Consider the following 24500-nt stretch of genomic DNA (forward strand, 5'->3'; position numbering starts at 1 on the left):
ACAAATTGTTTAAAGATGAACTTTGATTCATCAAAAATCAATTTTGCATTTTCACAACGCTACTCACATGATTACCACTACCGATACTGCTCAACTATGTTTTCATTGCGGAAACGAATGCCCCGACGATTATATTCATATTGAAGAGAAGTATTTTTGTTGTGATGGATGCAAGACAGTTTACGAGATTCTAGACCAGAATAACCTTTGTAATTATTACGAAATAGAGCAGAAATCTGGTAATACCCCTCAAATTTCACGGTTCGATTTTTTAGATAATCCTGATATTGCCAAAACACTATTAGATTTTCAGAATGAAAGCATCTCAAAGGTTACTTTCTATATACCCACCATCCATTGTAGTTCATGTTTGTATTTACTTGAAAACCTCTTCCGTTTGCACGAAGGCATTGAGCGTTCGCAGGTAGATTTTTTAAAGAAACAAGTAGCCGTTACATTCAATCATCGCGTAAATAAAAACGGTATCACATTTCGTCAATTAGCCGAATTGTTGAGTTCAGTAGGCTATGAGCCTTTGATGTCGTTGAATGATGTAGTGAAGGAAAAACAACAACCCAATGATAGAAAATTACTTACGCAGTTAGGTCTTGCAGGTTTTTGTGCAGGCAATATTATGCTTTTTAGCTTTCCTGAATATTTAGGGCTACAAGACGATACCTATAAATTACTTTTTGGATATTTAAACATCGTGTTAGCAATACCCGTAGTATTTTATTCAGCCTCTGGCTATTTTGAATCTGTGTATAAAAGCCTTCGGAAAGGCATGGTAAACATAGATTTTCCTATTTTATTAAGCATATTGGTCGCTTTTTTCAGAGGAACTTATGAAGTTATTTTCAATCATGGCGCTGGTTATTTTGATTCTCTTACAGGCTTAATATTCTTTTTATTAATTGGCAAATGGTTTCAACAAAAAACATATCATTTCCTGTCTTTTGAACGCGATTATAAATCCTATTTCCCTTTAGCAGTTACTCGTTTAGTAACTGGGAACAGCGAATCTGTTTCAGTAAGTGCCTTGAAAAAAGGAGATAAAATTTTAATAAGAAACGGAGAGTTAATTCCTGCAGATTCATTGTTGTACAAAGGTGAAGCTAGGATAGATTATAGTTTTGTAACGGGCGAAGCTGCCCTTGAAAAGAAACAATTGGGCGATTTCCTATTTGCTGGAGGCAGACAAATAGGAGGGACGATAGAGATGGAAGTGCTAAAGGATGTATCCCAAAGTTATTTAACACAGCTTTGGAACAATGATACATTTCAGAAAGAGCAACAAAGCCGTATTAAAGTATTTTCAAATTTAGTAGGTAAATACTTTACTTTTGGCGTGTTGACACTGGCATTTTCAGTGGCTACTTATTGGTATTTTCAGGATTCAAGTAAAATGTTGAATGCTTTTTCAGCGATATTAATTATTGCTTGTCCCTGCACACTGTCGTTGAGTTATCCTTTTGCATTGGGCAATGGTTTAAGGATATTGGGCAAACAACATTTCTATTTAAAAAATGGTGACGTAATTGAAACAATGGCTAATTGTGATACCATCGTTTTTGATAAAACAGGAACCATCACGACCTCAGAAGGAGCTAAACCACAGTTTCAAGGAAAACGCCCCCTATCAGTTTTTGAAGAAATGTTAGTGGTCTCTTTAGCTCATAACTCATCACACCCTATTTCGCAGAAGATAAAAGAAATATCAGCAGAAAAACAATTTTTAACCATTGAAAGCTTTAAAGAATTTCCTGGAAAAGGGATAGAAGGAAAATATCATAAACATTTAGTAAAGTTAGGGTCTGGTAATTTTGTTAAGTCATCCCTTGAAACAGAGACTAATTCTTTCTCTGCTTCGGTAGCTCATGTATCAATTGATGGTGAATACTTAGGCTATTTTGCCTTGCCTAATCATTACAGAGCAGCCATTGAAACGACTATTAAAAATCTTGGTAAAAATTATGAAACGTATTTGTTGTCAGGAGATAATGAAAATGAGAGAACATATTTAGAAAGCTGGTTTAAATCAAAAGAGCATTTGCGGTTTGAGTATAGTCCTCATGAAAAATTATCTTTTATCCTTAAGCTACAAGCCCAAGGCAAAAAAGTAATCATGATAGGAGATGGCTTGAATGATGCAGGGGCTTTAAAACAGGCAGAAATAGGTATTGCCGTAACGGATGATACGCTGAATTTTACCCCGATGAGTGATGGTATTCTTTCAGCAGAGCATTTGAAAGACTTTCCAGTGTTTTTGCAATACAGCAGATTTGCGTTGAAGCTTATACGTTTTAGCTATATATTTTCATTGATGTACAATTGCGTTGGATTAACTTTTGCAATACAAGGAACACTCTCGCCGATTGTAGCAGCGGTATTAATGCCTTTGAATTCAATTACATTAGTAGGAATAGCTTCAATAGGAATGGTTTTTAAAGGGAAAAGCCTTTTTAAAGAGAAATAGTTTTTTGTAAAATACCTATGAAATTAAAATTCTTTGGTACAACTGTACCTACCTTAAAAAATATTTCAATTCGGATTGTTGAAAACATCAACCCAACATATTTGAACAATTTGTACAAAATAACTGGATTGTCGTAATTATTGTATTCTGAAGCTGCATAAATCCAAACCATATCCCTGAACAACAGTAAAACTAAGGTTAACAGTACCTTGCACATTGTTGTTCCTTCTTGTACTACTACATATTGAAAATAGCCCTTTTTTAAAACGGATATTTATACCTGATTTGAAGAAAATAACGGGTATAAATACCTGTTTTTAGGACTATACCAATGGTCTTTTGTAGTTTGTTGAGATGCTTTATTTATTATTGTATTGTATTAAATAAAGCACTATTCAGCAGGCCTGCGGAAAGTGGCAATTATTATAAAACACTAACTAAAAAATAGCTATGAAGACTAAAAACTTATTAACTGCTGCAATGCTGTGTGCGATTACCATGACTGCTTGTAAGAAGCCAGAAAATGATACCGTCAAAGAAACCTCAGTACCTCTAAGTACCTTGCTAATACCCAAAGACAGTGCAATTGCTGATATAGATTCCTATGATTTATTATGCCGTAAGACACTCGGTGATGTGCCTGTTAGGGCTTACACCATTAGGTCTCAAGAATTATTAGTTGCCATGGGTTTAGACTCAGCATTACTTAACAAAGCCACTTATAAAAATATTCGTGTTTATTTAGCCTATCAGCCAAAGGCGCAAAATGGAAGTACAGGAAGTTTTAAATTATTTGTAGTACCAGTAGAAGGAGCCAATTTGGATGTTAGTCCTGCTATCGGTGGAAAAGATGTTATGCTTGATAAAAATGGACATGGAATTAAACCATCAGAATTAGCAGGTTACCCTAATGATGACCAATATATGCTCGATTTAAATACTCCTTGCCCTAATACGTGTGCATCTAATGGAGACCTTTTAACTAAGAAAAAGCTGTAATAGAGAATGAATATAGCCAAGACGATACTTATGCTATCGGATTTACCGATACTCCTAACACTACTGTATACTATTGCTTGTTTTAATGAATTAAGAAAAGAACTACGTGTATTTTCCTATTTTATCATTTTTTCAAGCTTTATACAGTTGTTATCTTTGGTATTTTGGCTATATCGTATGAACAATATGCCTTTATTACATATATACGTTTTAGTAGGTTTTATTTTACAAGCTTGGTTTTATCGAACAATCTTAGGTGATTTTATTAATAAGAGAATAATATGGTGTATGACCATATTATTCTCTATCTTTAGTATCATCAATTCGTTAGCCATACAGAATATCTATACCTTCAATTCTAATGCATTAACAATTGAATCTATCCTGATTATCATCCTCACGCTTTTTTCGTTTATGGTTTTTTTAAACGATATCGTTAAACAAAATGCTTATAATGATATCATCAGCTTAAACTGGATAAACTCTGGATTATTTATTTATCATACGTCCAATTTGTTGATATTTTATTTTGGGGCTACTATTGTAAGTAAATTTTCGGTAGATACTAATCTTTATACGTGGATACTACATGCGTTTTTCTCTTTTATAATGTACGGTTGTTTTTTTATTAGCCTATGGAAGCGGTCACGCAATTGAACATTGTAGAAACCATATTACCTATGACTATTATAGTTTTTATAATAGCCATAGGTGTTGTGCTTTTAAATCAGCACTTTCAAAAAAACTTATTTGAGCAAAAACTCAAGCAAGAATCCTTAAAAATACTCTACCAAAATGAATTGCTGCGTTCTAGCATCCATATTCAGGAAGAAGAACGTAAAAGAATTGCCCAAGATTTACACGACGAACTCGGTGCTGTGCTGTCTATTATGCGGATGCATTTAATGGTAATAGAACAACAAATTATAGAAGACGACACCAAAATGCGTGGAGGGATTGAGAACGTTCGTCAACTTTCAGAAGCCGCCCTTAGTAGTATACGCAGTATCAGCCATCAATTAATGCCACCTCAATTGGAGAAATTTGGATTAATAAAAACCTTAGAGGCAGTTACTGACCAAATTAATAGAACAGGAAAAATACAGATTCGTTTGATTACCTTGTGCGATATGCCTATCGTCACTTGGGTTATTAGCTTAGGCTATTATCGAATTATTATGGAATTAATCAACAACACCATCAAGCATGCCAATGCTACGGTAATTGATTTAAACATTGTGTGTAATGCTTTTGATATACAGTGTAAATACACTGACGATGGGTGTGGAATAAACATAGAAAATGGCTCTGATGGATTAGGACTTAAAAGTATTGAAGGTAGGGTAACAGCACTTAATGGGATTTTTAAGTGGGGTAATAATGAAAATGAGAAAGGTTTTTATGCCTTTATTGAAATACCAATTGATAATAGTGTAAATCCTTTATGATTATTATTCTACAAGATTTTTAACAAAACATCACCTCAACAATCGTTTAACAATGGAAGACAAAATAAAAGTAGGCTTGGTAGAAGACCAGCTACTTTTCAGGGAAGGAATGAAAGGTATATTGAATTATGCTGGCAATAATAAATTTGAAGTAGTGTTTGAATCTGGAGATGGATATTCGGTAATTGATAAATTAAATAAGAGTAAAGTTATTCCAGATGTAATGTTGGTAGATATTTCACTTCCACCACGGCCTGATAACAAAGGATTTAATGGCTTGGATGTAACGAATGCACTGTTAGCCTCTTTTCCTAAAGTACGTATCCTTATTCTTTCAGTGCATGAGGATGAAAATTTTATAACCGATTTAATCGAACATGGCGCACATGGCTATTTAGTAAAAGATAGCGACCCCCAAGAAGTATTTGATGCTATTCAATCGGTTCATTCCAAAGGCTCTTATATTAACGAGCGTACTTTGAAGGCAATTCAAGGAAGAATGTGCAAAAAAGTGAAAGCTAAAAAAATGAATATTGTCATCACTAAAAGAGAGGAGGAAATATTACAGCTTGTGTGTCAACAATATACAGCAGAGGAAATAGCCGAGAAACTTTATATTAGTGTAAAAACAGTGAATGGTCATAGAAATAATCTATTACAAAAAACAGGTTCCAGAAACGTCACGGGCTTGGTGTTATATGCTATTAAAAATAGCATCGTTTCCTTGATTTAAAGGATAGCCTATTAAATACAAAAGCTCTGTTAAGAATAAATCCTAACAGAGCTTTTATCATTATCTGTATTATTACAATGCTAACGCTGTTCTTTGAATAAAGGCAGTTAAATCAGCACCAGTAAGCATATTTTGTGACAACAAAGCCAAATCATATACTTGTTTAGCTAATTTTTTCTGTTCTTCTACATCCGAAGTTTGAAGGATTTTAGCGACTGAAGCATGGTTTGCATTGATAGAAACAATATAATTGTTTGGCATTGAACCGAACATATTCATACCTCCGCCACCAGCACGAGACATATCGCTCATTCTACGCATGAATTCGTTTTGAGTAATTACGGCAGGTAATTCGTCAACAGGCATTGCTTCTAAAGCAACAACTTTACTTGTATCGTTGATTACCTCTTCAAAAATCTTTTTCACTGATTCTTTCTCTGTTTCCGAAAGTACGACATCTACCGCAACACCTTTGTCGATAAGTTTTTCAATGGTATCAGCATCAACTCTTTTTAGGCTAGTTTTTACCAATTTCGTTTCTAACTGATTGATAAAATGGCTATCTAATACAGAATCTAATTTCAATACATCATATCCACGTTTTTTGGCAGATTGGATAAAACTGTCTTGTGCTTTTACATCACTTGTGTACAAGTAAATTACATCGTCGTTTTTATCTTTCTGATTTTCTTGAGCAAACTCTGCATATTCATTTAGGGTGAAATGCTTACCGTCAACGTTTTGAACTAAACAGTAATCTTTCGCACGGTCATAGAATTTCTCATCTGAAATCATACCGTATTTTACGAACAAACCAATATTATCAAATTTCTGTTCGAAATCTGCACGGTCCGTTTTGAATAACTCCGCTAATTTATCAGCTACTTTTTTAGTGATATGCGAATTGATTTTCTTTACATTACTATCGGCCTGCAAGAAACTACGCGAAACATTCAAAGGAATATCTGGTGAATCGATAACACCATGCAATAGCATCAAGAACTCTGGCACAACGTCTTTTACTTCGTCAGTAATAAATACCTGACGGCTGTATAACTGAATCTTTTCACGTTGTAACTGTAATTCATTTTTTACTTTCGGGAAGTATAAAATCCCCGTCAAATTAAATGGATAGTCAACATTTAAGTGAATCCAGAACAAAGGTTTTTCTGCAAAAGGATATAATTCTTCGTAGAACTTAAGATAATCTTCATCTGTTAATTCAGACGGAGATTTAGTCCAGATTGGCGAAGGATTATTGATGATTTTCTCTTGAAATTCAATTTCAATTGGTAAGAATTTACAGTATTTATCAAGAATTTGTTTCAACTTAAATTCTTCTAAAAACTCCAGAGAATCTTCGGCTACGTGTAAAATAATATCAGTACCACGTGCATCGCGAGTAGCCTCTGAAATTTCAAATTCAGTAGAACCATCACAAGTCCATTTTACAGCTTCTGAACCTTCTTGATATGACTTTGAAATAATATCAACTCTTTCAGCCACCATAAAAGCAGAATAGAAACCTAAACCGAAATGCCCGATAATGGCTTTTTCATCTCCTTTATCTTTATATTTTTCTACGAACTCGGTAGCACCCGAGAAAGCAATTTGATTAATGTATTTTTTGATTTCATCAGCCGTCATCCCTAAACCAGCATCCGAAATGGTGATGGTTTTTGCCTGTTTATCGAAAGAAACCGTAACTTTCAATTCACCTAACTCACCTGAATATTCACCAATTGAAGCTAATCTTTTAATTTTCTGCGAAGCATCAACAGCATTTGACACTAACTCACGAAGGAATATTTCATGGTCAGAATAAAGGAATTTTTTAATAATCGGGAAAATGTTCTCGGTATGAATCGAGATATTACCTTTTTCTTGCATAGTCATTTTGTCATTTTTTAGCTTAAAACATTTTAAACTCTACTAAAGTGAATATTTACAAATACAGTTCCAAGGCAATACAAAATGTCAAATTGGCAGGATAAAGCGATAATTAATAACCTGAAAAAGGTTTTTCTATTGATATTAGGTAGTAAAACCACTTTAATGATTTTTTAAAAAACCTCTTGTAAAATCTTTTTGCTACGTTAAAAATCTTTTTTCTTTAAATAGGTATAAATACGTATTTTAATTTTGATAAAAAGTCTTCATATTTGTAAAACAATCTAACTATGTGCACTAACATACTCCCAACCTCATGGCTTACTGGCTATGGGGTTTTTGTCTTCCTACTATTATTGCTCCCAATTACCTTAAATTGAGCCTTTATTAAGTTTAAAAATCAGATTTCCTTCAGAAACATTTAATAACTTGTGAGTCAATCAACACTGGAAAAATGAAAATTTTACTTATTGAAGATGAACCTTCACTGTTGGCATCGATGCAATCTTTTTTAGAACAAGAAGGCAATATCGTTTCATCAGTTGCTACTTTTCACAAAGCCATTGAGAAAGTAAATGATTACGATTATGATTGCTTGGTAATAGACATTACCTTACCAGACGGAAACGGGCTTGAGATTATTCGTGAATTAAAGAAACGTAATACAACCGCAGGCATCATCATCGTGTCTGCTAAAAATTCGTTGGATGATAGATTGACTGGTCTTGATTTGGGAGCAGATGATTATTTAACAAAGCCTTTTCATTTATCTGAACTGAATGCCAGAATTAAATCAGTGTTGAGGAGGAGATTATTTGATGGAAAAACGAAAGTAGTTTTTGATGTGATTAGTATTTCTCCTGATAACCAACAAGTAAGTGTTAAAGATGAAATAGTAGAGCTAACGGGCAAGGAATACGAACTGCTACTATTCTTTATTTCAAACAAGAATAGAATACTTTCGAAGTCTGTGATTGCCGAACATCTTTGGGGCGATTCCATGGATTTGGCCGATTCGCACGATTTTATTTATACCCACATCAAAAATCTTCGTAAGAAACTTATCGAAAAGGGCTGTCCAGATTATGTAAAAACTAGATATGGCGCAGGTTATATTTTTTCAGAAAAATCATGAAATTACTCCTTAAAACAGCACTCTATTTAAGTTTAGCATCCTTGCCGATTGCCATTTTCGGTGTGCTGATGCTCAACTGGTTTATTCATAAGTCTACCTTACACGAAATAGATGAATTATTAATTTCGCATTTTAAAGTAGTCCAAAAAAGGCTAAATGAATTTCCTCCTAGCCAGTTCAATTTGCTAACGATTGATGATAATCCCCACTTAGCAATCATTCCAGCATCTATCAACATAAAACCTTATTTGATGGATTCTACCGAAATAGATTTACGCGAAAACCATAAAACAGCCATCAGGGTTTTGAAAGGGAGTGTTGCCACACCACGACATAATTTTTTAGTTACCTTGAAGCAGCCTTATGAAGAGTTTGAAGAAATTGCGGCAAAATTATCAGTAGGCGTAGGGCTATGTTTTTTAGGATTGTTATTGCTGATGTTGCTCCTCAACTTTATGGTTTATCGTCAATTATGGAAGCCTTTTAATGGCATTATCGACAAGCTAAGGGTATATCAAATTAATAAACAATCGGAAACTTTCTTTCAGCCCGAAGCTACTGAAGAATTTAATTTGCTAAGCCAGACACTCCAATTAATGATAGAGCGTATCGGTAAACAATTTCGTTTGCAAAAACAATTTACCGAAAATGCCTCTCACGAAATTCAAACGCCTATTGCGGTTATTTCTTTAGAGCTAGAAACCCTTTTGCAGTCAAAGAATTTACCTGAAAAAGAAATTTTGCATATTCAGAAATCTACCGAAGCACTTCAAAAGATTTCGCAATTGAATAAATCTTTATTATTGCTCACCAAGATAGAAAACAATCAGTTTTCAGAGGCTGTAGCTGTAGATATGAGTATGTTAGTAAAAGGTCTATTGAATACTTATCAGGCTTTTGCGGAACATCGAGGGATTGTCATCAAGAAGGAAATTCAGGACAACCAATATTTATTGATAAATCCTTATTTAGCAGAAATTTTAGTGGGCAATCTATTAAAAAATGCCATTCGGTACAACCAAAAGCATGGGGAGATTAGCTGTATTTTACACCAAAACCAACTAATTATCAAAAATAAAGGCGAAGCCTTGCCTTTTCCTGTTGAGCAACTGTTTTTGCGTTTTGTAAAACATCCTAATCATCCCGAAGCTACGGGTTTAGGACTAGCCATTGTGCATCAAATAGCAGAATACTATGGCTTGACGCTTTCCTATCAATTTAATGAAGCTGAAAACGAGCATATTTTTGAAGTGAAATGGTAATCAAGTTTCTGTCTTCAAATTTCCTCCAAATTCATGTCCTAGGTTTGTTCAAAAAAATGGATTCAAATGAAACACAAACCTTTATTGCTATGCTTGTTGATGATGTTCTCTTCAACAATTTTTGCACAAGACATCAATATTAGCTTCAAATTAGAAGATTCTACCAATCATGAAGCCCTCATCGGAGCGAGCATTCGCTTACTAAACACAAAAAAAGCAATTGGTGGCTCAGCAGATGTGAATGGTTTAGTAATACTAAAAAACCTTCCTGCGGGCAAACAGCTTTTTGAAGCTAGTTTTATAGGCTATGAAAAAAAACAAGTTGAGATTACTTTACCCCTTAGTGATGACAAACAACCTTTTGTAATTGCCCTTTCACCCGCTAAAGAAGACTTGGAAGAAGTAACGGTTACAGCTAGCAGAACCAATTCTCGTATTGAAGATTTACCTATAAAAGTGGAGGTACTGGGTCAAGAAGATATGGATGAAGAAAGTGCTGTAGTGCCGGGAAATGTCGCTAGTATTCTGGGGGATATTTCCATTATTCATATCCAAAAAACTTCGCCAACTAATGGAAATCAAGCCATTAGAATGCAAGGTTTAGATTCAAAATATACACAGATTTTACGTGACGGCATTCCGCTTTTTGAAGGCTTTTCGGGTAATTTGGGCGTGTTGCAAATTCCACCTTTAGATTTGCGACAAATAGAGGTAGTAAAAGGCTCTGTTTCTACCCTGTATGGTGGTGGAGCAATAGGAGGGATGATTAATATTGTTTCAAAAACACCGACCTCTGAAACCCCAGAATTTACGGGTGTTTTAAATAGAAGTAACTTAAAAGAGACTAACTTGAATACCTATTACGCTCAGAAATTTGGCAAATTTGGTATGACAGTTTTTGCAGGCGTGACCGACCAAAAAGCAGTTGATGTAAATTCAGATGGTTTTTCAGATAGTCCTTTAATCAAGCAGTTTTCGTTTCACCCACGCTTTTTCTATACCATTTCAGACAAAAGCAAAGTGAATGTTGGATACTCATTTATTACGGAGAAAAGAGCGGGGGGAGTGGTTGATGCCGTAAACCAAGAAAATAATACAAGTCCGCTTTTTGTTTCCGCTAACGATTTTCAACGCCATACGGTTGATTATAATTTTAATCATGCTTTTTCTGACAACAATACTTTTACAATTAAGGGAGCAATTAGTGATTTTAGCAGAAACTTTACAGAACAAAGTAAATTCTTCAAGGCAAACCAAACGTCATCATATACCGAAATCTCTAACTATTTAGTAGCAGGTAAACATAAGCTAGTTTTAGGTGGAAACTTTACCTTAGAGAATTTCAATAAACCTCAACTCGATAGTACTCAGCTAGTAAGTTATCAATACAACACCATTGGTTTTTTTGCTCAGGACGATTGGCAGTTATTCCCCAAACTTTCATTACAAACAGGTTTGCGTGTAGATAAGCATAATGTTTTTGGCACATTTGTATTGCCTCGTATTTCATTGATGACTAAGCCTTCTGAACATTTTACCGTTCGTTGGAGTGTGGGAACAGGTTATAAAACGCCTAATGTGTTTGCTAACCAAACGCCTGCAAACAGTGTTACTAGTGTGAACTACTGGAACCTCAGTCCTTTAGATGTGGGGATAAAACCAGAACATTCTGTGGGAAGTAATATAGATGTGGCATATTCTACTCATATTGGGGAAAAATTTTCCGTACAATTAGACCAAGCCTTTTATTATACCAATATTACGAACCCCGTCGTTGCAGAGGCTTCAATCAGTGGTAATAATAAAACTCGCTTGACCAATGCAAATTATGATATTAACAGCATTGGTACAGATACCTATTTACGACTAGAATATGATGCCATTGAATTTTATTTAGGGTATAACCATACCATTGCCAAACGTTCAGGCTCAGGCGAATCGGCTTATTTGCCTTTCAGTCCGCAAGATAAATTTTCATTGACATTGGCGTATACGGTAGAAAATAAATGGCGTTTTGGCATAGAAAGTAGTTTTGTAGGGAGTCAATATTTGTACGATAACCAACGAGTGAAAGATTATAGTTTTTGGGCAGCAGCCATCGAACGTAAAGTTGGAGACCACCTAAGTTTGATATTAAATGCTGAAAATGTATTGAACACCAAACAGTCAGATTATGAGAGCGTTGTGTCAGGAACACCTCAGAATCCATCATTTAAGCCTATCTGGGCACCACAAGAAGGTACAATCGTTAATTTAGCTTTGAAGTATAAACTGTAGGTTTAAACATATAAAAAAACAAAAAACGCCATAAGATTCTTTATGGCGTTTCCAATTCACTTAAACTCTACATCTATGAAAAAAACTCTCATACTCTTCCTAACGCCCGCTCAATCATCGTAGCGAGGTCATTAATTTTTTTGCACTTACCTAATTCTCCATCAGCCAATTGTACATGATATTCGTTTTCAATGATCATCACCATTTCTAGAAACTCCATCTGATTCAAATCTAAATCTTCATATATTCTAGTGTAGGGCTTTACCCTATGTGGTTTTACGTAAAACGTTTTTGTTAAAAAACCTTGAATGGTGGTTAAGACTGAAGTATTCATAATGAAAAGAGTTAGTATGATAAAACAAACTTTTGATATTTAACTGTGTTATATCTTGCACAAAGCACAATTTTCTAAGCTTTCAAGAAACAGTCGGGGCAATAGCCCCAACCGTTTATGTAAAACCAAATTTGTGTTGCTATTTTTTATTTCTTCCGAATTGGTACGATAAACCCAAGGCAATATTAGCGTTCCCATTCGAGCCTTCTGTTTGAAAAGGCATTTGATAATTTGCTTCTAGTGTTCCGATAAGTCGGCGTGCTATTACATAGTTGAGGCCTGTTCTTACCAAACCAAAACCTTCCGCATGATGTCTTCTTTCATTATTGTCGAAATCAAATGATGGCATTGCTCCAAATCTTCGGCGATTATATCTTCCAAAGCCATCGCCACCAATACCTACTCCAAGTCCAACGTAAGGTTGTAAACGTTTGCTTTTGAAGGGCATCCAATTTAATCCTAAAGATGCCTGAGCTTCTGTGATATCTTCAACTCTTCCTCCGTTATGTTGAAGTTGACCAACAATTGAAAAACGATTTGAAATGCCATATTCGGCTCTTAGTCCTAGCATTCCCCCCACTGAATTTCGTCCGCCATCGAATGAAATGATACTTCCCCCAATTAAACCAAGTCTTAAAAAAGCTGGCTTGAAAATATTAAAAGGCTTTTTAGTACTATCGCTTGATACTTTTTTTACGACTACCGTCCCAAAAATGGGTTCATTATTAGTGGTATTCTGAGCTTGTGCTTTAAAAACAAAAGCTAAAACAAACATTAATGTCAATACTTTAATCAGACTGTTCTTCATTTTTTATACTATAAACAAATAGTGGTTATTTTTGACAAAAAGATATACACCCCCGATTTTTAAAGAAAAATCAGGCACGAAAACTCATAATATGTGAAAATTTAAAACTTAATTACCAAACCTATAAAGTAGTCCAAGCCTAGCACCTAAAGTAGCAGGAGCATCTAAAGGATTAGGGTTTTTTAATGCTTGGGTCTGATAATGTATTTCTGCACTAGCTACTAAATGTTTTGAAAATTGATACGTTGCCCCAACGTTGCCTCCTAACAAATTCGCAATGGATGCTTGTTTGTTAGAGGCACTTTGATTGTTCGTTGGGTCTTCATAATAGTAATTGATATTATATTGATTAGGTATTTGCACGCTCCAGTTTACTCCAAAATATGGTTTGAAGTTTTGATTAAATAACAAATTGTATCGTAGCCCCAACCCAACTTGATAAGCACAAAATTGAGGTACATCTACTTTTTTGAAAGGCTTTTTGCCACCACCGCCTCCAACTACAGGCTGAGGACCACCATCAAAAGGGCTAAAGCCATCTTCTTTATGATTTTCAAAGAATAAATCGTTCTTCTGTAAATCAATTACTACTCCCCAACGCTCCAAACCTTTGCTATTATGATAGCCCAGAACGGTTCTTAATCCAATTTGAGTCCCTCCGCCGCGTTCTAAAAAATTACCAATTGGTATTTGAATACCGCCTAATGCACCAATTGAGACCGACTTTGGAATGACCGAGAAATGATTTTCAGCTACTAATGAATCCTCCTCCATTGCTACTGATTTGAAAGATTCAATCATATTTTTTTTATCCAAAGATGAAGTAGATAAAATAGGGCTTTTAAAATTCAGTTTATTCATGCCCATATACTTTTCTCTTTCTATAAAAGATTGTTCTCCAGTAGTTTTATTATCATATTTTTCGAAGTAAGCTTTGTCTTGGTTATTGGTAAATTTTTCAGTGGTATTGGGTACTTGTACGATTGTTTTGGTGACGAATACTTTTTGGTAAATCGTATCATAAACAATTGTTTTTTGGAAAATAGTATCAGGTTTGCTCAAATACTTTGAATGTACTGCTACTAACCTATTTTCTAATTCTTTTACTTTTTGTTGGGTTTGGTTTAAGTAATGATACAACACTGCCGAAACACCAAACATAATAGTGGCTATTGATGGTATCGCCCACATCAGTCGGGTCAGTTTCCGTTTTAAATCGTTTCTTTCCAAACGCCCTTCCATTTCCCGCCAATCACTTCCCGCAAAATTGGGAAGTTGCGAACCAAACAGTCGGTCAAAATCTTGTTCATCCATGATTTCAGTGCTTTATTAACCAAAGATAATTATCGTTTTAGAGGATGCTCGTTCATCCATTAATGACAGATAATTAGTGTGTATATTAAAAATTATTAGTTAAAATCAGTTCTTGTAATTTTTTTCTAGCCTTATGAAGGTTAGAAAGTGAAGTGCCAATTGAAATATTCAGCATTTCGGCTATTTCTTTGTGTTCATATCCTTCAATAACGTGTAAGTTAAAAACAGTTCTATAAGCAGGAGGTAGTTGCTGAATGAGGGTAGCAATTTCTTCCACCGAAAACTTTCCAAATAAATCCATTTCCATCCCCATTTCCGACGCTTCAACCAATTCGGCAGTAGGTATTTCCTGATGCGATTTACGAAGATGGTTAATACATGTATTTACCAAAATTCTTTTGAACCAACTCACGAAAGGATAATCGGGCTTATATTGATCTATATTGGTAAATACTTTCATAAAACCATCATTTAATAATTCTCTAGATGTATCAAGGTCTGCTACATAACGAATACATACTGATAAGCCATACCTATAAAAGCTTTCATAGAGCTCTCGCTGTGCGTTTCGATCGTTCTTTCGGCACTGTTTTAGTATATGTAGTAGTTGTTCTGTCCTCATCTGTAATAGAATACACCAATTATTTTCTTCATATTGCTTCAATTGAAAAAAAAAGTTGAAAAAAAATATTTTTCAACGAAACAGTATCCACTACCTGATAGTTTATCAAATATCTATCTTAACATGCCCGATAAATTTCCCACTGAAAAGCAAAAACTGAAATAACGTTTTTAGCCACTAACAAAAAATTATTTTAAAAAAATCTAATCAAGCCCCTTTATGAATTAAAAGGGTGCTAAATTTATGGGTTTAAACATCCTGCTCTAGGATTAAAAATAGTTGCTAAATTTAATTATTTGGCACAATTTTGGATGCTTTTTGAGGGGGATATTCATTCCTGACATGAAAAATAAAGCTCTTCCTCTCTTTTTTAGATGATTACTAATGGCTTTTTGTAATGTAAGTAATTGAAAGTAAATAGTTTGGCACATTAATATGCCTCAGATAAGCAATAAATAAAAGCTTGGCACGTCATCATTTTGCAATATCAAATGTATGAACGACGATTGAAACGAGCTACCATATATATTATTTCAATTTGATTGGGACCTAAATTGTTCAAAACGTATTCCTCTATACAAAAGGACAATCTACTAACTGTACAAATAATGACTCAAATTTTTTACCAAAGCAACTCGGTTTATAAAAGTAAAAAACTAATGCAAACAAGTTTGTTTAATTGGTTTAATAACTACTCTTTGCAAGTAGTTGCCAAAAATCGTGCATTAAAAAACGACTTTAATTGTTCAAAATCGTTTTTTGCTATTTTATCATTATTAACTAGTTCGAGTACACAAAACAACCGCTATGCAATGGCTGTTTGTCGTGCTTTTATTGGGATAATATTTCTATCATTCGCTTCATCATTTAATACTGTGGCTGCTTTGCCCGATTTATCGGTAAGTACTACCATCAGTAATCAAAGCCCTGCTGTTGGTGCAGATATAACTTATACTATTAAGGTTAAGAATATTAATCCAGATAAAGCTACTGGAGTAGAATTAACCAATACACTACCCGCAGGAGTTACTTTCAAATCATTAAATATTAATGGAGTTGGTACTACTACCACGGCTACTGCTAGTGGTGTAACGACCATAGTATGGAATGTAGGGGAAGTAGCAGGAAGTACTGAACTTACCATGACAGTGGTAGCTACTGTTAGCAAACGAGGCTTTTGGTACACCACAGCAGAGATTACAAAAGAGACTGAACAAGATACAGATTCAACACCTAATAATCATTTAGTGTTAGAAGACGACCAAGATGGTACTTGCTTTTCTATTGAAGAGCTTTTTTATAGCGGAGATGAATATGTGACTGAAATACCAACAGGCTTTACTAACATTGTTTGGACTAAAAAAGTAGGAGCAACAGGTACGCCAGTAATTGTTACAAGTACTACTCCTGATGTAACACTCTTGGCAGATGGCAATATTAAAATAACAAGTGTTACAGATTATACAGAATATGCTTTTACAGCAACCAATGGACGTTGTCCAGTAAATGGTTGTTGTGCTTTTAAATTTACGCCAGGTCTATTTGGCTCAATTGGTAGCATAGTTTGGAATGATGTTGACGGAAATGGCATTAAAAATACAGGTGAGACTGGCATAAATGGTATTACAGTAGAACTATACGATGCTACAGACAATACCTTATTGGCAACTGATGTTACGGCTGATGGAGGAAAGTATTTGTTTAGCAATTTAATGTCGGGTTCTTATAAAGTTAAATTCATATTACCGGCAGGAAGAAGCTTTGTAACACCAAATGCCCCTGGCAGTAACTCAACGAATGATTCTGATGCTGGCGTAGGTGGTTTAACTACTACAATAGCCATTGATGTAACAAAACCAGCTGGTGATGTTGGCAGAGATAACTTAACAATAGGTGCTGGTATTGTTTCTAACTGCGTTATTGGTGCAGGAACATTAACAACTACAACTTCTAGCTTCTGTTTACCAGCGGCTGGCGGACCAGTAGTACTTACTGCTACTACAGGAGTATCGCCTATAGTTCCTGCTGGTTTTTCAATAAACTATATTCTTACAAAGGGTACTACTAATACTATCCAACAGATTAGTAGCACGCCATCATTTTCTGTAGCACTTCCTGATGCTTATAAAATCTTTGCGCTAGTATATAATGCTAATTCAAGCAGTAGCAACTACTTGAATTTATCCAATATAATTTTTGGTGTTACTAAAGCAAGCGATTTAGCAACTACGATTAATACGAGTAGTACGGTATGTGCACAATTAGATGCAACAGGTGTTAGCTTCAACGTTAATACAACGCCTGCCGCTCCTTTTATCTTGGGTACTACTATTTGTTCAGGAGGAACTGTAACATTAGGAACGCCAGGCATAACCGACCCGATTTTTCAATGGTTTACTTCTGCTACTGCAACTACTCCTTTTGCAACGACTTCCTCAATAGTAGTATCGCCATCAGTTACTACTACTTATTTTTTAAGTATTGTTAATAGCTCAGCAAGTGCTTGCCCTAGTGAAAAAGCATCTGTGACGGTAGCGGTTAATCCTAAGCCCGCAACGCCAACAGTACTTGCCACGCTTACTAATAATTGTGCGATCAATGCTACAAGCGTAAACTTGGCGGACGCTATTACAAGCACAGTATCAACTGGTGGAACTTTTGAATGGCATACTGCTAATTCAACAACTTCACCTGTTATTTCAAATCCTACTGCGATAGGAGCTGGCTCGTATTTCCTTTTTGAGAAATCAAGTAATGGTTGTTATAGCGATGGAGCGATGGTGGTTGTAAATATTACTACTTGTCAATGCAGCAATCCACCTGCTGTTAGCTTAACTGCTCTTTTACCAATTTGCGGAGGAACAGCAACGTCAGTACAATTGAATGCCATATTAAGCGGAGGAGCAACGAGTGGGGTATGGACTACAGACGGAACAGGTACTTTTGATAATGCTGCTAGCCTTACTGCAAAATATACACCATCAGCTGCGGATGTGATTGACGGGTCTATCATATTGAGTTTTAAAACCAATGACCCAGACGGGGCTGTTACACTTTGTAATGCAGCGTTGGCAAATACAATTTTAACAATTAAAGCAAAACCTGCTGCACCAGTTAATTTAAAGAGTGATACCCTTATTTGTTTGGGTAGCTCAGCCAAATTATTTGCTGTAAGCGTTGGGAACACGATTAAATGGTATAGTTCAGCGACAAGTATTACACCAATTGGCATTGGTTCAGACTTAGGATTTGCTGTAACACCAACTATTGAAGGAACTGTAACTTACTATGCTGAAGCAACTAGCCCTGAAGGCTGTGTAAGTGACCGTACCTCTATTTCATTTAAAGTATCAAAATGTTTTACAGATTTGGCGGTAGTAAAAACGGTAATCTCATCACCAGACGCTAGAACATCGCCTTCTTATTTATTAGGACAAGAAATTTCATATACTATTGACGCAAGAAATATTGGAAATATTAATGCTGATAATGTAACGCTAACAGATATTTTGCCACAAGGAGCTACTTTTATGAGCGCTATTCCAGCTGGACAATACAATAGCACCACTGGAGTTTGGAATGTAGGTAGTTTATCAGAAGGGTCGAATAAAATACTTTTAGTAAATGTAAAACTTAGTAAAATAGGGTCAGTTGTTAACACTGCAACTATCACTGGAACAAATGATGACCCAAGTAAATTGGCAAACAATACATCATCAGTTACAGTAAACGTAGTAGAAAGAGCTGATTTAAGTTTAGCCAAATCAGTTTCAAATGCAATCCCACATGTTGGCGATACGCTTACTTATTCATTAAATGTAAACAATGCTGGCCCTAATACGGCTACTAATGTTGAAGTGAAAGATGCTTTGCCATCAGGATTGGCATTTTTATCAAGTAGTGATGTTACGCACAGTTCAGGGGTTGTTACAGGGGTAGTGGCAAGTATTGCCAGTGGTGCTTCTAAACAATTTGCTTTCAAGGTAAAGGTATTATCAGCAGGGAGCATTACAAACAGTGCTGAAATTACAAAGTCGGATCAGCCAGACCCAGATTCAACGCCGGGTAATGGAACTAATAATAGTGAAGATGATAGAAGTGCTGTAAGCATTACTATCACAGAAGTATGTAACTTGGTTGCACCAGTAATCACAGCAACGAACAGTGTTATCTGTCTGAACGGACAAACTACCTTAACAGCTACTGGATGTACAGGTTCGAACATTGTGTGGAGCTCTGGGCAAACAAATGTGGCTTCGATTACAGTAAGTCCAACAGTCAGCAGAACATATACAGCTTATTGCCAAAAGGATGCTTGCCAAAGTCCTGCATCAAACGTAATGAGCATAACAGTAACGAATATTGCAGCACCAACTTTAGTGGCTTCGCAAAGTACTATTTGCTCGGGCGAATCATCGGTGCTTACAGCTAGTGGTTGTAGCGGAGTAGTAGAATGGCAAGTGGCAGGTTTTCCAACAGGAAATACATTAACAGTAACGCCTAGCTCTTCACAAACATTTACAGCTAAATGTAAGGCATCAGGTTGCGAAAGTGCATTAGCAACTATCAATATTATCGTTACACAAAAACCGAATGCGCCTGAAATTTTAGCAGAAAAAACAGAAATATGTCCTTCAGAATCAATTACATTAACTGCGTTAAATTGTAATGGAACGGTAAGATGGAGTACAGGACAAACAACTACTACAATATTAGTAACACCGACTGTATCAACAAGCTATAATGCTGTTTGTACGATTAATGGTTGTATTAGCAATGCTTCTGCTTCAAAAGTTATCAATGTAGTACCTATTCCAGCACCAACAATACGTACGACAGCTTTATCTGTTTGTCCAGGAGGCTCAGCAACATTAACAGCGGATGGTTGTAATGGAACAGTCACTTGGTATTATGATGATAAAACTGCTACAGGAGCAAGCCTTACTGTGACACCGACTAAATCAACGTCTTATGCTGTTACTTGTAGTACTGCTTTTTGTACATCGATAAAATCAGTACAAACAGTGATTACCGTTGAGAATCCAGCGATACCAGTCATTACTTCGGCAACATCAAGCATCTGTTTAGGAAGTGCAGTACAACTTACAGCGAGTGGTTGTAGTGGTATTGTCAACTGGTCTGATGGACAGAAAGGTGCGATAGTTTCGGTTTCTCCAACTATTACAACATCTTATACCGCAACTTGTAGTATTGGGCTTTGTACAAGTGCTGCATCTTTAATCAGAACTATTACAGTTATACCAACGTCAGCACCTGTTATTACTGCAGACAAAACAACTATCTGTTTGGGACAAGCTATTACTTTAAGTGCGACAGGTTGTGCAGGGACTATAAGATGGTCTGATGGAACAACGGGACTGCCTAAAGTTATTGTACCAAATAGTAATATAAAATATAGCGCTACTTGCGAAAGCTCACCTTGTATTTCACCGCAATCTAATGAGTTATCGTTTATAGTAAATACTACTCCAAGTATTGTTAGTCCAATTACGACCAACACAATTATTGCAACAGGGGCAACTGCTGACTTAACAAAATTAGTGACCAGCACAGCGCCAACAGGAATGACATTGGTATTCAAAACAACAAGTTCACCAACCACGAATACAGTCTTAACACCGACGGCAGTTGGCATTGGCACTTATTATGCCTTCTATCAATCGGCTGATGGATGTTATTCGGCGGGTACTAGAATAATTGTTTATAATCAAGCAGCTGTCGCAGATGCAGATGTGGCAATTACCATTGATGCTGATAGAACAATTGCAAAACTGAATGAAAATATCAATTTCTTGATTTCAGTAACTAACAATGGACCAGGTACAGCAAGGAATATTGTAATTACCAATCCGCTACCTGCTGGTTTAGAATTTGTTTCAAGTTCTAATGGCTTAACAGTTTCAGGAGATAAAATCGTGATTAGCTTCGATTCTTTAATGAAAGATCAGGTAAGAACATTTGCTTATGTAGGCAAGATGAAAGGAACAGCGACAATTATCAACCCTGCTTCTGTTACTTCATTAAAAGACCCTAATCTTACAAATAATTCTTCTTCCGTAACGATTAATGGAGAAAATGCTGATTTGAGTTTAATAAAAACTGTATCAAACCTTACCCCACATGTAGGGGATACGCTTACTTATACCTTAACAATTAATAATGCTGGACCAAACGCTGCAACCAACGTTGAAGTGAAGGATATCATACCAGCAGGTATGGTATTTGTATCAAGCACTAATACTACTCATACATCTGGAGTTATTACAGGGACAAGTGTTAGTATTCCGAGTGGCTCATCACAAGTATTTACTTATAAAGTAAAAGTGCTTACAGCGGGTACATTTACTAGTGCAGCCGAAATTACAAAATCTGATCAGCCTGACCCAGATTCGACGCCAGCAAATGGGACGAGTAATAACGAAGATGATAGAAGTTCAGTAACGATTACAATAACTGAATTATGTAATCTAGCGGCACCATTAATTACTTCAGACAAAACGAATATCTGTTTAGGACAAGCTATCACGTTAACAGCGACAGGTTGTGTAGGAACAGTAAGATGGTCTGATGGAACAACAGGAATTCCTAAGGTTATAGTACCTAATGGTAATATAAAATATAGTGCTACTTGCGAAAGTCTGTCTTGTATTTCTCCACAATCAAATGAATTATCATTTGTGGTAAATACTACCACAAATATTGTTAGTCCAGTTACAATTAATAGTACTATTGCAGTAGGAGCAACGGCTGATTTAACAAAACTAGTTACTAGCACGGCACCAACAGGAACGACATTAGTATTTAAAACAACGAGTTCGCCAACTACGAATACTGTTTTAACACCAACGGCTGTAGGGATTGGTACTTATTATGCCTTCTATCAGTCAGCAGAGGGATGTTATTCAGCGGGTACTATAATTATTGTAGACAATGGTACGACAACTCCTAATGCTGATGTAGCTATTACGATTGTTGCAGATAAAGGAACTGCAAAACTTAATGAAGATATCAACTTCACAATTTCAGTTAAAAACAATGGTCCGGGTACAGCAAGGAATATCGTCATTACAAACCCTTTCCCAGCTGGTGTAGACTTAATTCTAATTCCTGCAGGATTAACAATTTCAGGCGGTAAAATCGTAATTAACTTAGATTCGTTAGAAAAAGATCAGGTAAAAACGTTTACTTATGTAGCTAAAATGAAAGTAACAACCGCAGTAACAAACCCTGCTTCTGTTACTTCATTTAATGATACTAATCTTACTAATAACAATTCTTCTGTAACTGTTAATGGAGAAAATACAACAGTAGATTCATGTAGAGTAGGGCTAGCCATGGCAGTGACTAACACTGTGGCGGTGTCAAGCGGTATTTACAATGTTACGTATCAATTGATTGCTAAAAATTTCTGTAAAGACACACTTAAAAATGTAAGCCTAACCAATAACTTGGCTACCACTTTTAAAACTCCGACGACAGCCATTATCATTAAAAAACCAACATTAGGAGCTGGCTCTAAATTAAATGTTAATGATAGTTTTGGCTTGTTAGATTCTAACATCGTGAATAATGTAAGTAGTTATATGATTCCGGGGGCGGTTGATACAGTCACTTATATTGTTCAGGTTACAACCAATGGAGAAACGGGACCATTTAGTGGTCAGGCTCAAATAAGCGGTAAACGTCCTACTAATGAGGTACTTATTGCAAAGTCTAGTGATGGTACAAATGTTAATGCAAATCCAGGTGTAACGCAGGTAACTTTAGGTAACTCAAATACAATAATCGGATTAGCAAAAGAATTGGTTAGTGCTGGTTTAAAACGAGTATCAGATAATGTTTGGACAGTTCCTTATAGAATCAGAGTAGTTAATATGGGAACAACCAATATTACCAAACTCAGTGTAAGGGATAGCCTTGGGGTAGTTTTTGTGGCGAAAGGAGCGACAATAGCTGCAAAACCAACCGTAACGACAACGAAGGCTGGTATAACGATTAATCCAAACTATAATGGGATAGGTGCTAATAGTAATTTATTAGTAGATTCATTAAGTACGCTAGCCAAAGGAGATACAGCCATTATCAATTTAACAGTTACTATAAGTGTATCAGCAGCAACAGATTCTGTATTTAATAACGTAGCAATAGGAACTGGCGTAGGTACTGATAATCAATCATACACAGATGTTTCAACGAATGGTGTTAATCCAGATGGAAATGGTGATTTGAATCCGTCAAATGATAATGTAGCAACACCAGTTGTTCTTACAAAAGGAGCTTCTAATGTTCAAGCATCACTAGGGGTTTCATTATCGGCAGTGACTGATACTAGTCCTCAATCGGATGGTTCATACAATGTCACGATGACATTAACTGCTAAAAATTACGGCAATGTACTTCTTAAAAATATTGCTTTAAGCAATGATTTAACAACAACCATTGGTAGTCAAGTAGCAGCTTGGGCTATTTTAGGAAGTCCTACTTTAGTACGAGGAGCGAATACAGTATTGAATTTCAGATTTAATGGAAGACTGGACTCGTTGCTTACCGTTGATTCTACAACAGCATTACTTCCTGGTGATAGTATCGTAATCAAGTACACAATTAATATTACCAAGAATCTATTAATTGATACACTTCATACAGTTGCGTATGCTAAGGCAGTAACTGAAGATAACTTTACTGTGGTAACGGATTCTTCTGTGAATGGAGACAATCCTGATCCAAACAACGATGGAAAACCATTGGAGTCTTCGCCAACGCCAATTATAATACCAAATACAAATCCACCAGGAAAAGTAGTATCTATTCCACATGGTTTCTCTCCGAATGGAGATGGCGTTAACGACACTTTTGTGATTGATGGCGTTAATTCAGATGAAAGGGCTGCTGTAGAGGTATATAATCGTTGGGGAAGTTTGGTCTTTGCATCTGAAGATTATAAAAATGATTGGGATGGAGTACCTAATACAGGGATAAGACTCCTATCTGTAGGAAGTGGTCTGCCATCAGGTACATACTTCTATATAGTAACAATATATAAAAAAGCAACAGGAGAAAAAGTAGCATTGCCAGTAGGCGTAGAACCTGTTCGTTATATGACTATTTCGCGATAAATCATTCATTGTAGCCATTCGACAGAATGGCTACAATAAGCATCACTTTATTTAATCTTACTAGC

General features: G+C 35.8%; 13 protein-coding genes. 8 read left to right on the forward strand and 5 right to left on the reverse strand.

Annotation, left to right across the window (positions count from 1 at the left end; translation table 11 throughout):
* The first annotated feature begins 67 nt into the window (after positions 1–67).
* The 4 genes from AC07N0_RS08440 to AC07N0_RS08455 all read left to right on the forward strand — a co-directional run bounded on the left by AC07N0_RS08440 (position 68) and on the right by AC07N0_RS08455 (position 5656).
* The gene (locus tag AC07N0_RS08440; RefSeq protein ID WP_494588824.1) at positions 68–2476 is read left to right on the forward strand and encodes a heavy metal translocating P-type ATPase; all 2409 of its coding nucleotides are present in this window, start codon (positions 68–70) and stop codon (positions 2474–2476) included.
* A 450-nt stretch (positions 2477–2926) separates the two neighbouring features.
* Positions 2927–3475, forward strand: coding sequence for a hypothetical protein (locus tag AC07N0_RS08445; protein WP_494588825.1), 549 nt, complete (start codon positions 2927–2929; stop codon positions 3473–3475).
* 680 nt (positions 3476–4155) lie between these two features.
* Entirely contained in the window at positions 4156–4923 is a 768-nt protein-coding gene (locus tag AC07N0_RS08450) for a sensor histidine kinase (RefSeq protein ID WP_494588826.1), read from the forward strand.
* A gap of 52 nt (positions 4924–4975) precedes the next feature.
* Positions 4976–5656, forward strand: a complete 681-nt coding sequence (locus AC07N0_RS08455; protein WP_492802195.1) for a response regulator transcription factor — start codon at positions 4976–4978, stop codon at positions 5654–5656.
* Between the two features lie 72 nt (positions 5657–5728).
* Here the strand turns inward: AC07N0_RS08455 and htpG are convergent, their stop codons facing one another.
* A complete protein-coding gene (gene htpG, locus AC07N0_RS08460; protein WP_494589094.1) occupies positions 5729–7546 on the reverse strand; it encodes a molecular chaperone HtpG in 1818 nt (605 codons plus the stop codon).
* 454 nt (positions 7547–8000) lie between these two features.
* Here htpG and AC07N0_RS08465 point away from each other — a divergent pair, with 454 nt between their 5' ends.
* The 3 genes from AC07N0_RS08465 (at position 8001) to AC07N0_RS08475 (ending at position 12220) form a co-directional block, all read left to right on the forward strand.
* Positions 8001–8681 carry a response regulator transcription factor gene (locus AC07N0_RS08465; protein ID WP_494588827.1) on the forward strand — a complete coding sequence of 227 codons (681 nt, stop codon included), beginning with the start codon at positions 8001–8003 and terminating at the stop codon, positions 8679–8681.
* Entirely contained in the window at positions 8678–9943 is a 1266-nt protein-coding gene (locus AC07N0_RS08470) for a sensor histidine kinase (protein ID WP_494588828.1), read from the forward strand. The genes AC07N0_RS08465 and AC07N0_RS08470 overlap by 4 nt, the downstream gene beginning before the upstream one ends.
* 66 nt (positions 9944–10009) lie before the next feature.
* Positions 10010–12220, forward strand: a complete 2211-nt coding sequence (locus tag AC07N0_RS08475) for a TonB-dependent receptor (protein ID WP_494588829.1) — start codon at positions 10010–10012, stop codon at positions 12218–12220.
* Between the two features lie 88 nt (positions 12221–12308).
* Here AC07N0_RS08475 and AC07N0_RS08480 read toward each other — a convergent pair whose 3' ends face one another.
* The 4 genes from AC07N0_RS08480 to AC07N0_RS08495 all read right to left on the reverse strand — a co-directional run bounded on the left by AC07N0_RS08480 (position 12309) and on the right by AC07N0_RS08495 (position 15340).
* On the reverse strand, positions 12309–12554 hold the full coding sequence (locus tag AC07N0_RS08480; RefSeq protein ID WP_494588830.1) for an acyl carrier protein: 246 nt from the start codon (positions 12552–12554) through the stop codon (positions 12309–12311).
* Between the two features lie 139 nt (positions 12555–12693).
* Positions 12694–13362: a hypothetical protein gene (locus AC07N0_RS08485; protein WP_494588831.1), complete on the reverse strand. Its 669-nt coding sequence runs from the start codon at positions 13360–13362 to the stop codon at positions 12694–12696.
* 108 nt (positions 13363–13470) lie between these two features.
* A complete protein-coding gene (locus tag AC07N0_RS08490) occupies positions 13471–14676 on the reverse strand; it encodes a hypothetical protein (RefSeq protein WP_492802203.1) in 1206 nt (401 codons plus the stop codon).
* An 85-nt stretch (positions 14677–14761) separates the two neighbouring features.
* Entirely contained in the window at positions 14762–15340 is a 579-nt protein-coding gene (locus AC07N0_RS08495; protein WP_492802204.1) for an RNA polymerase sigma factor, read from the reverse strand.
* 617 nt (positions 15341–15957) lie between these two features.
* On the opposite strand from AC07N0_RS08495, the gene AC07N0_RS08500 reads away from it, so the two are divergent.
* A complete protein-coding gene (locus tag AC07N0_RS08500; RefSeq protein WP_494588832.1) occupies positions 15958–24435 on the forward strand; it encodes an Ig-like domain-containing protein in 8478 nt (2825 codons plus the stop codon).
* Positions 24436–24500 lie beyond the last annotated feature (65 nt).

The organism is Arcicella sp. GW821-FHT09D11 (genome assembly GCF_059416265.1).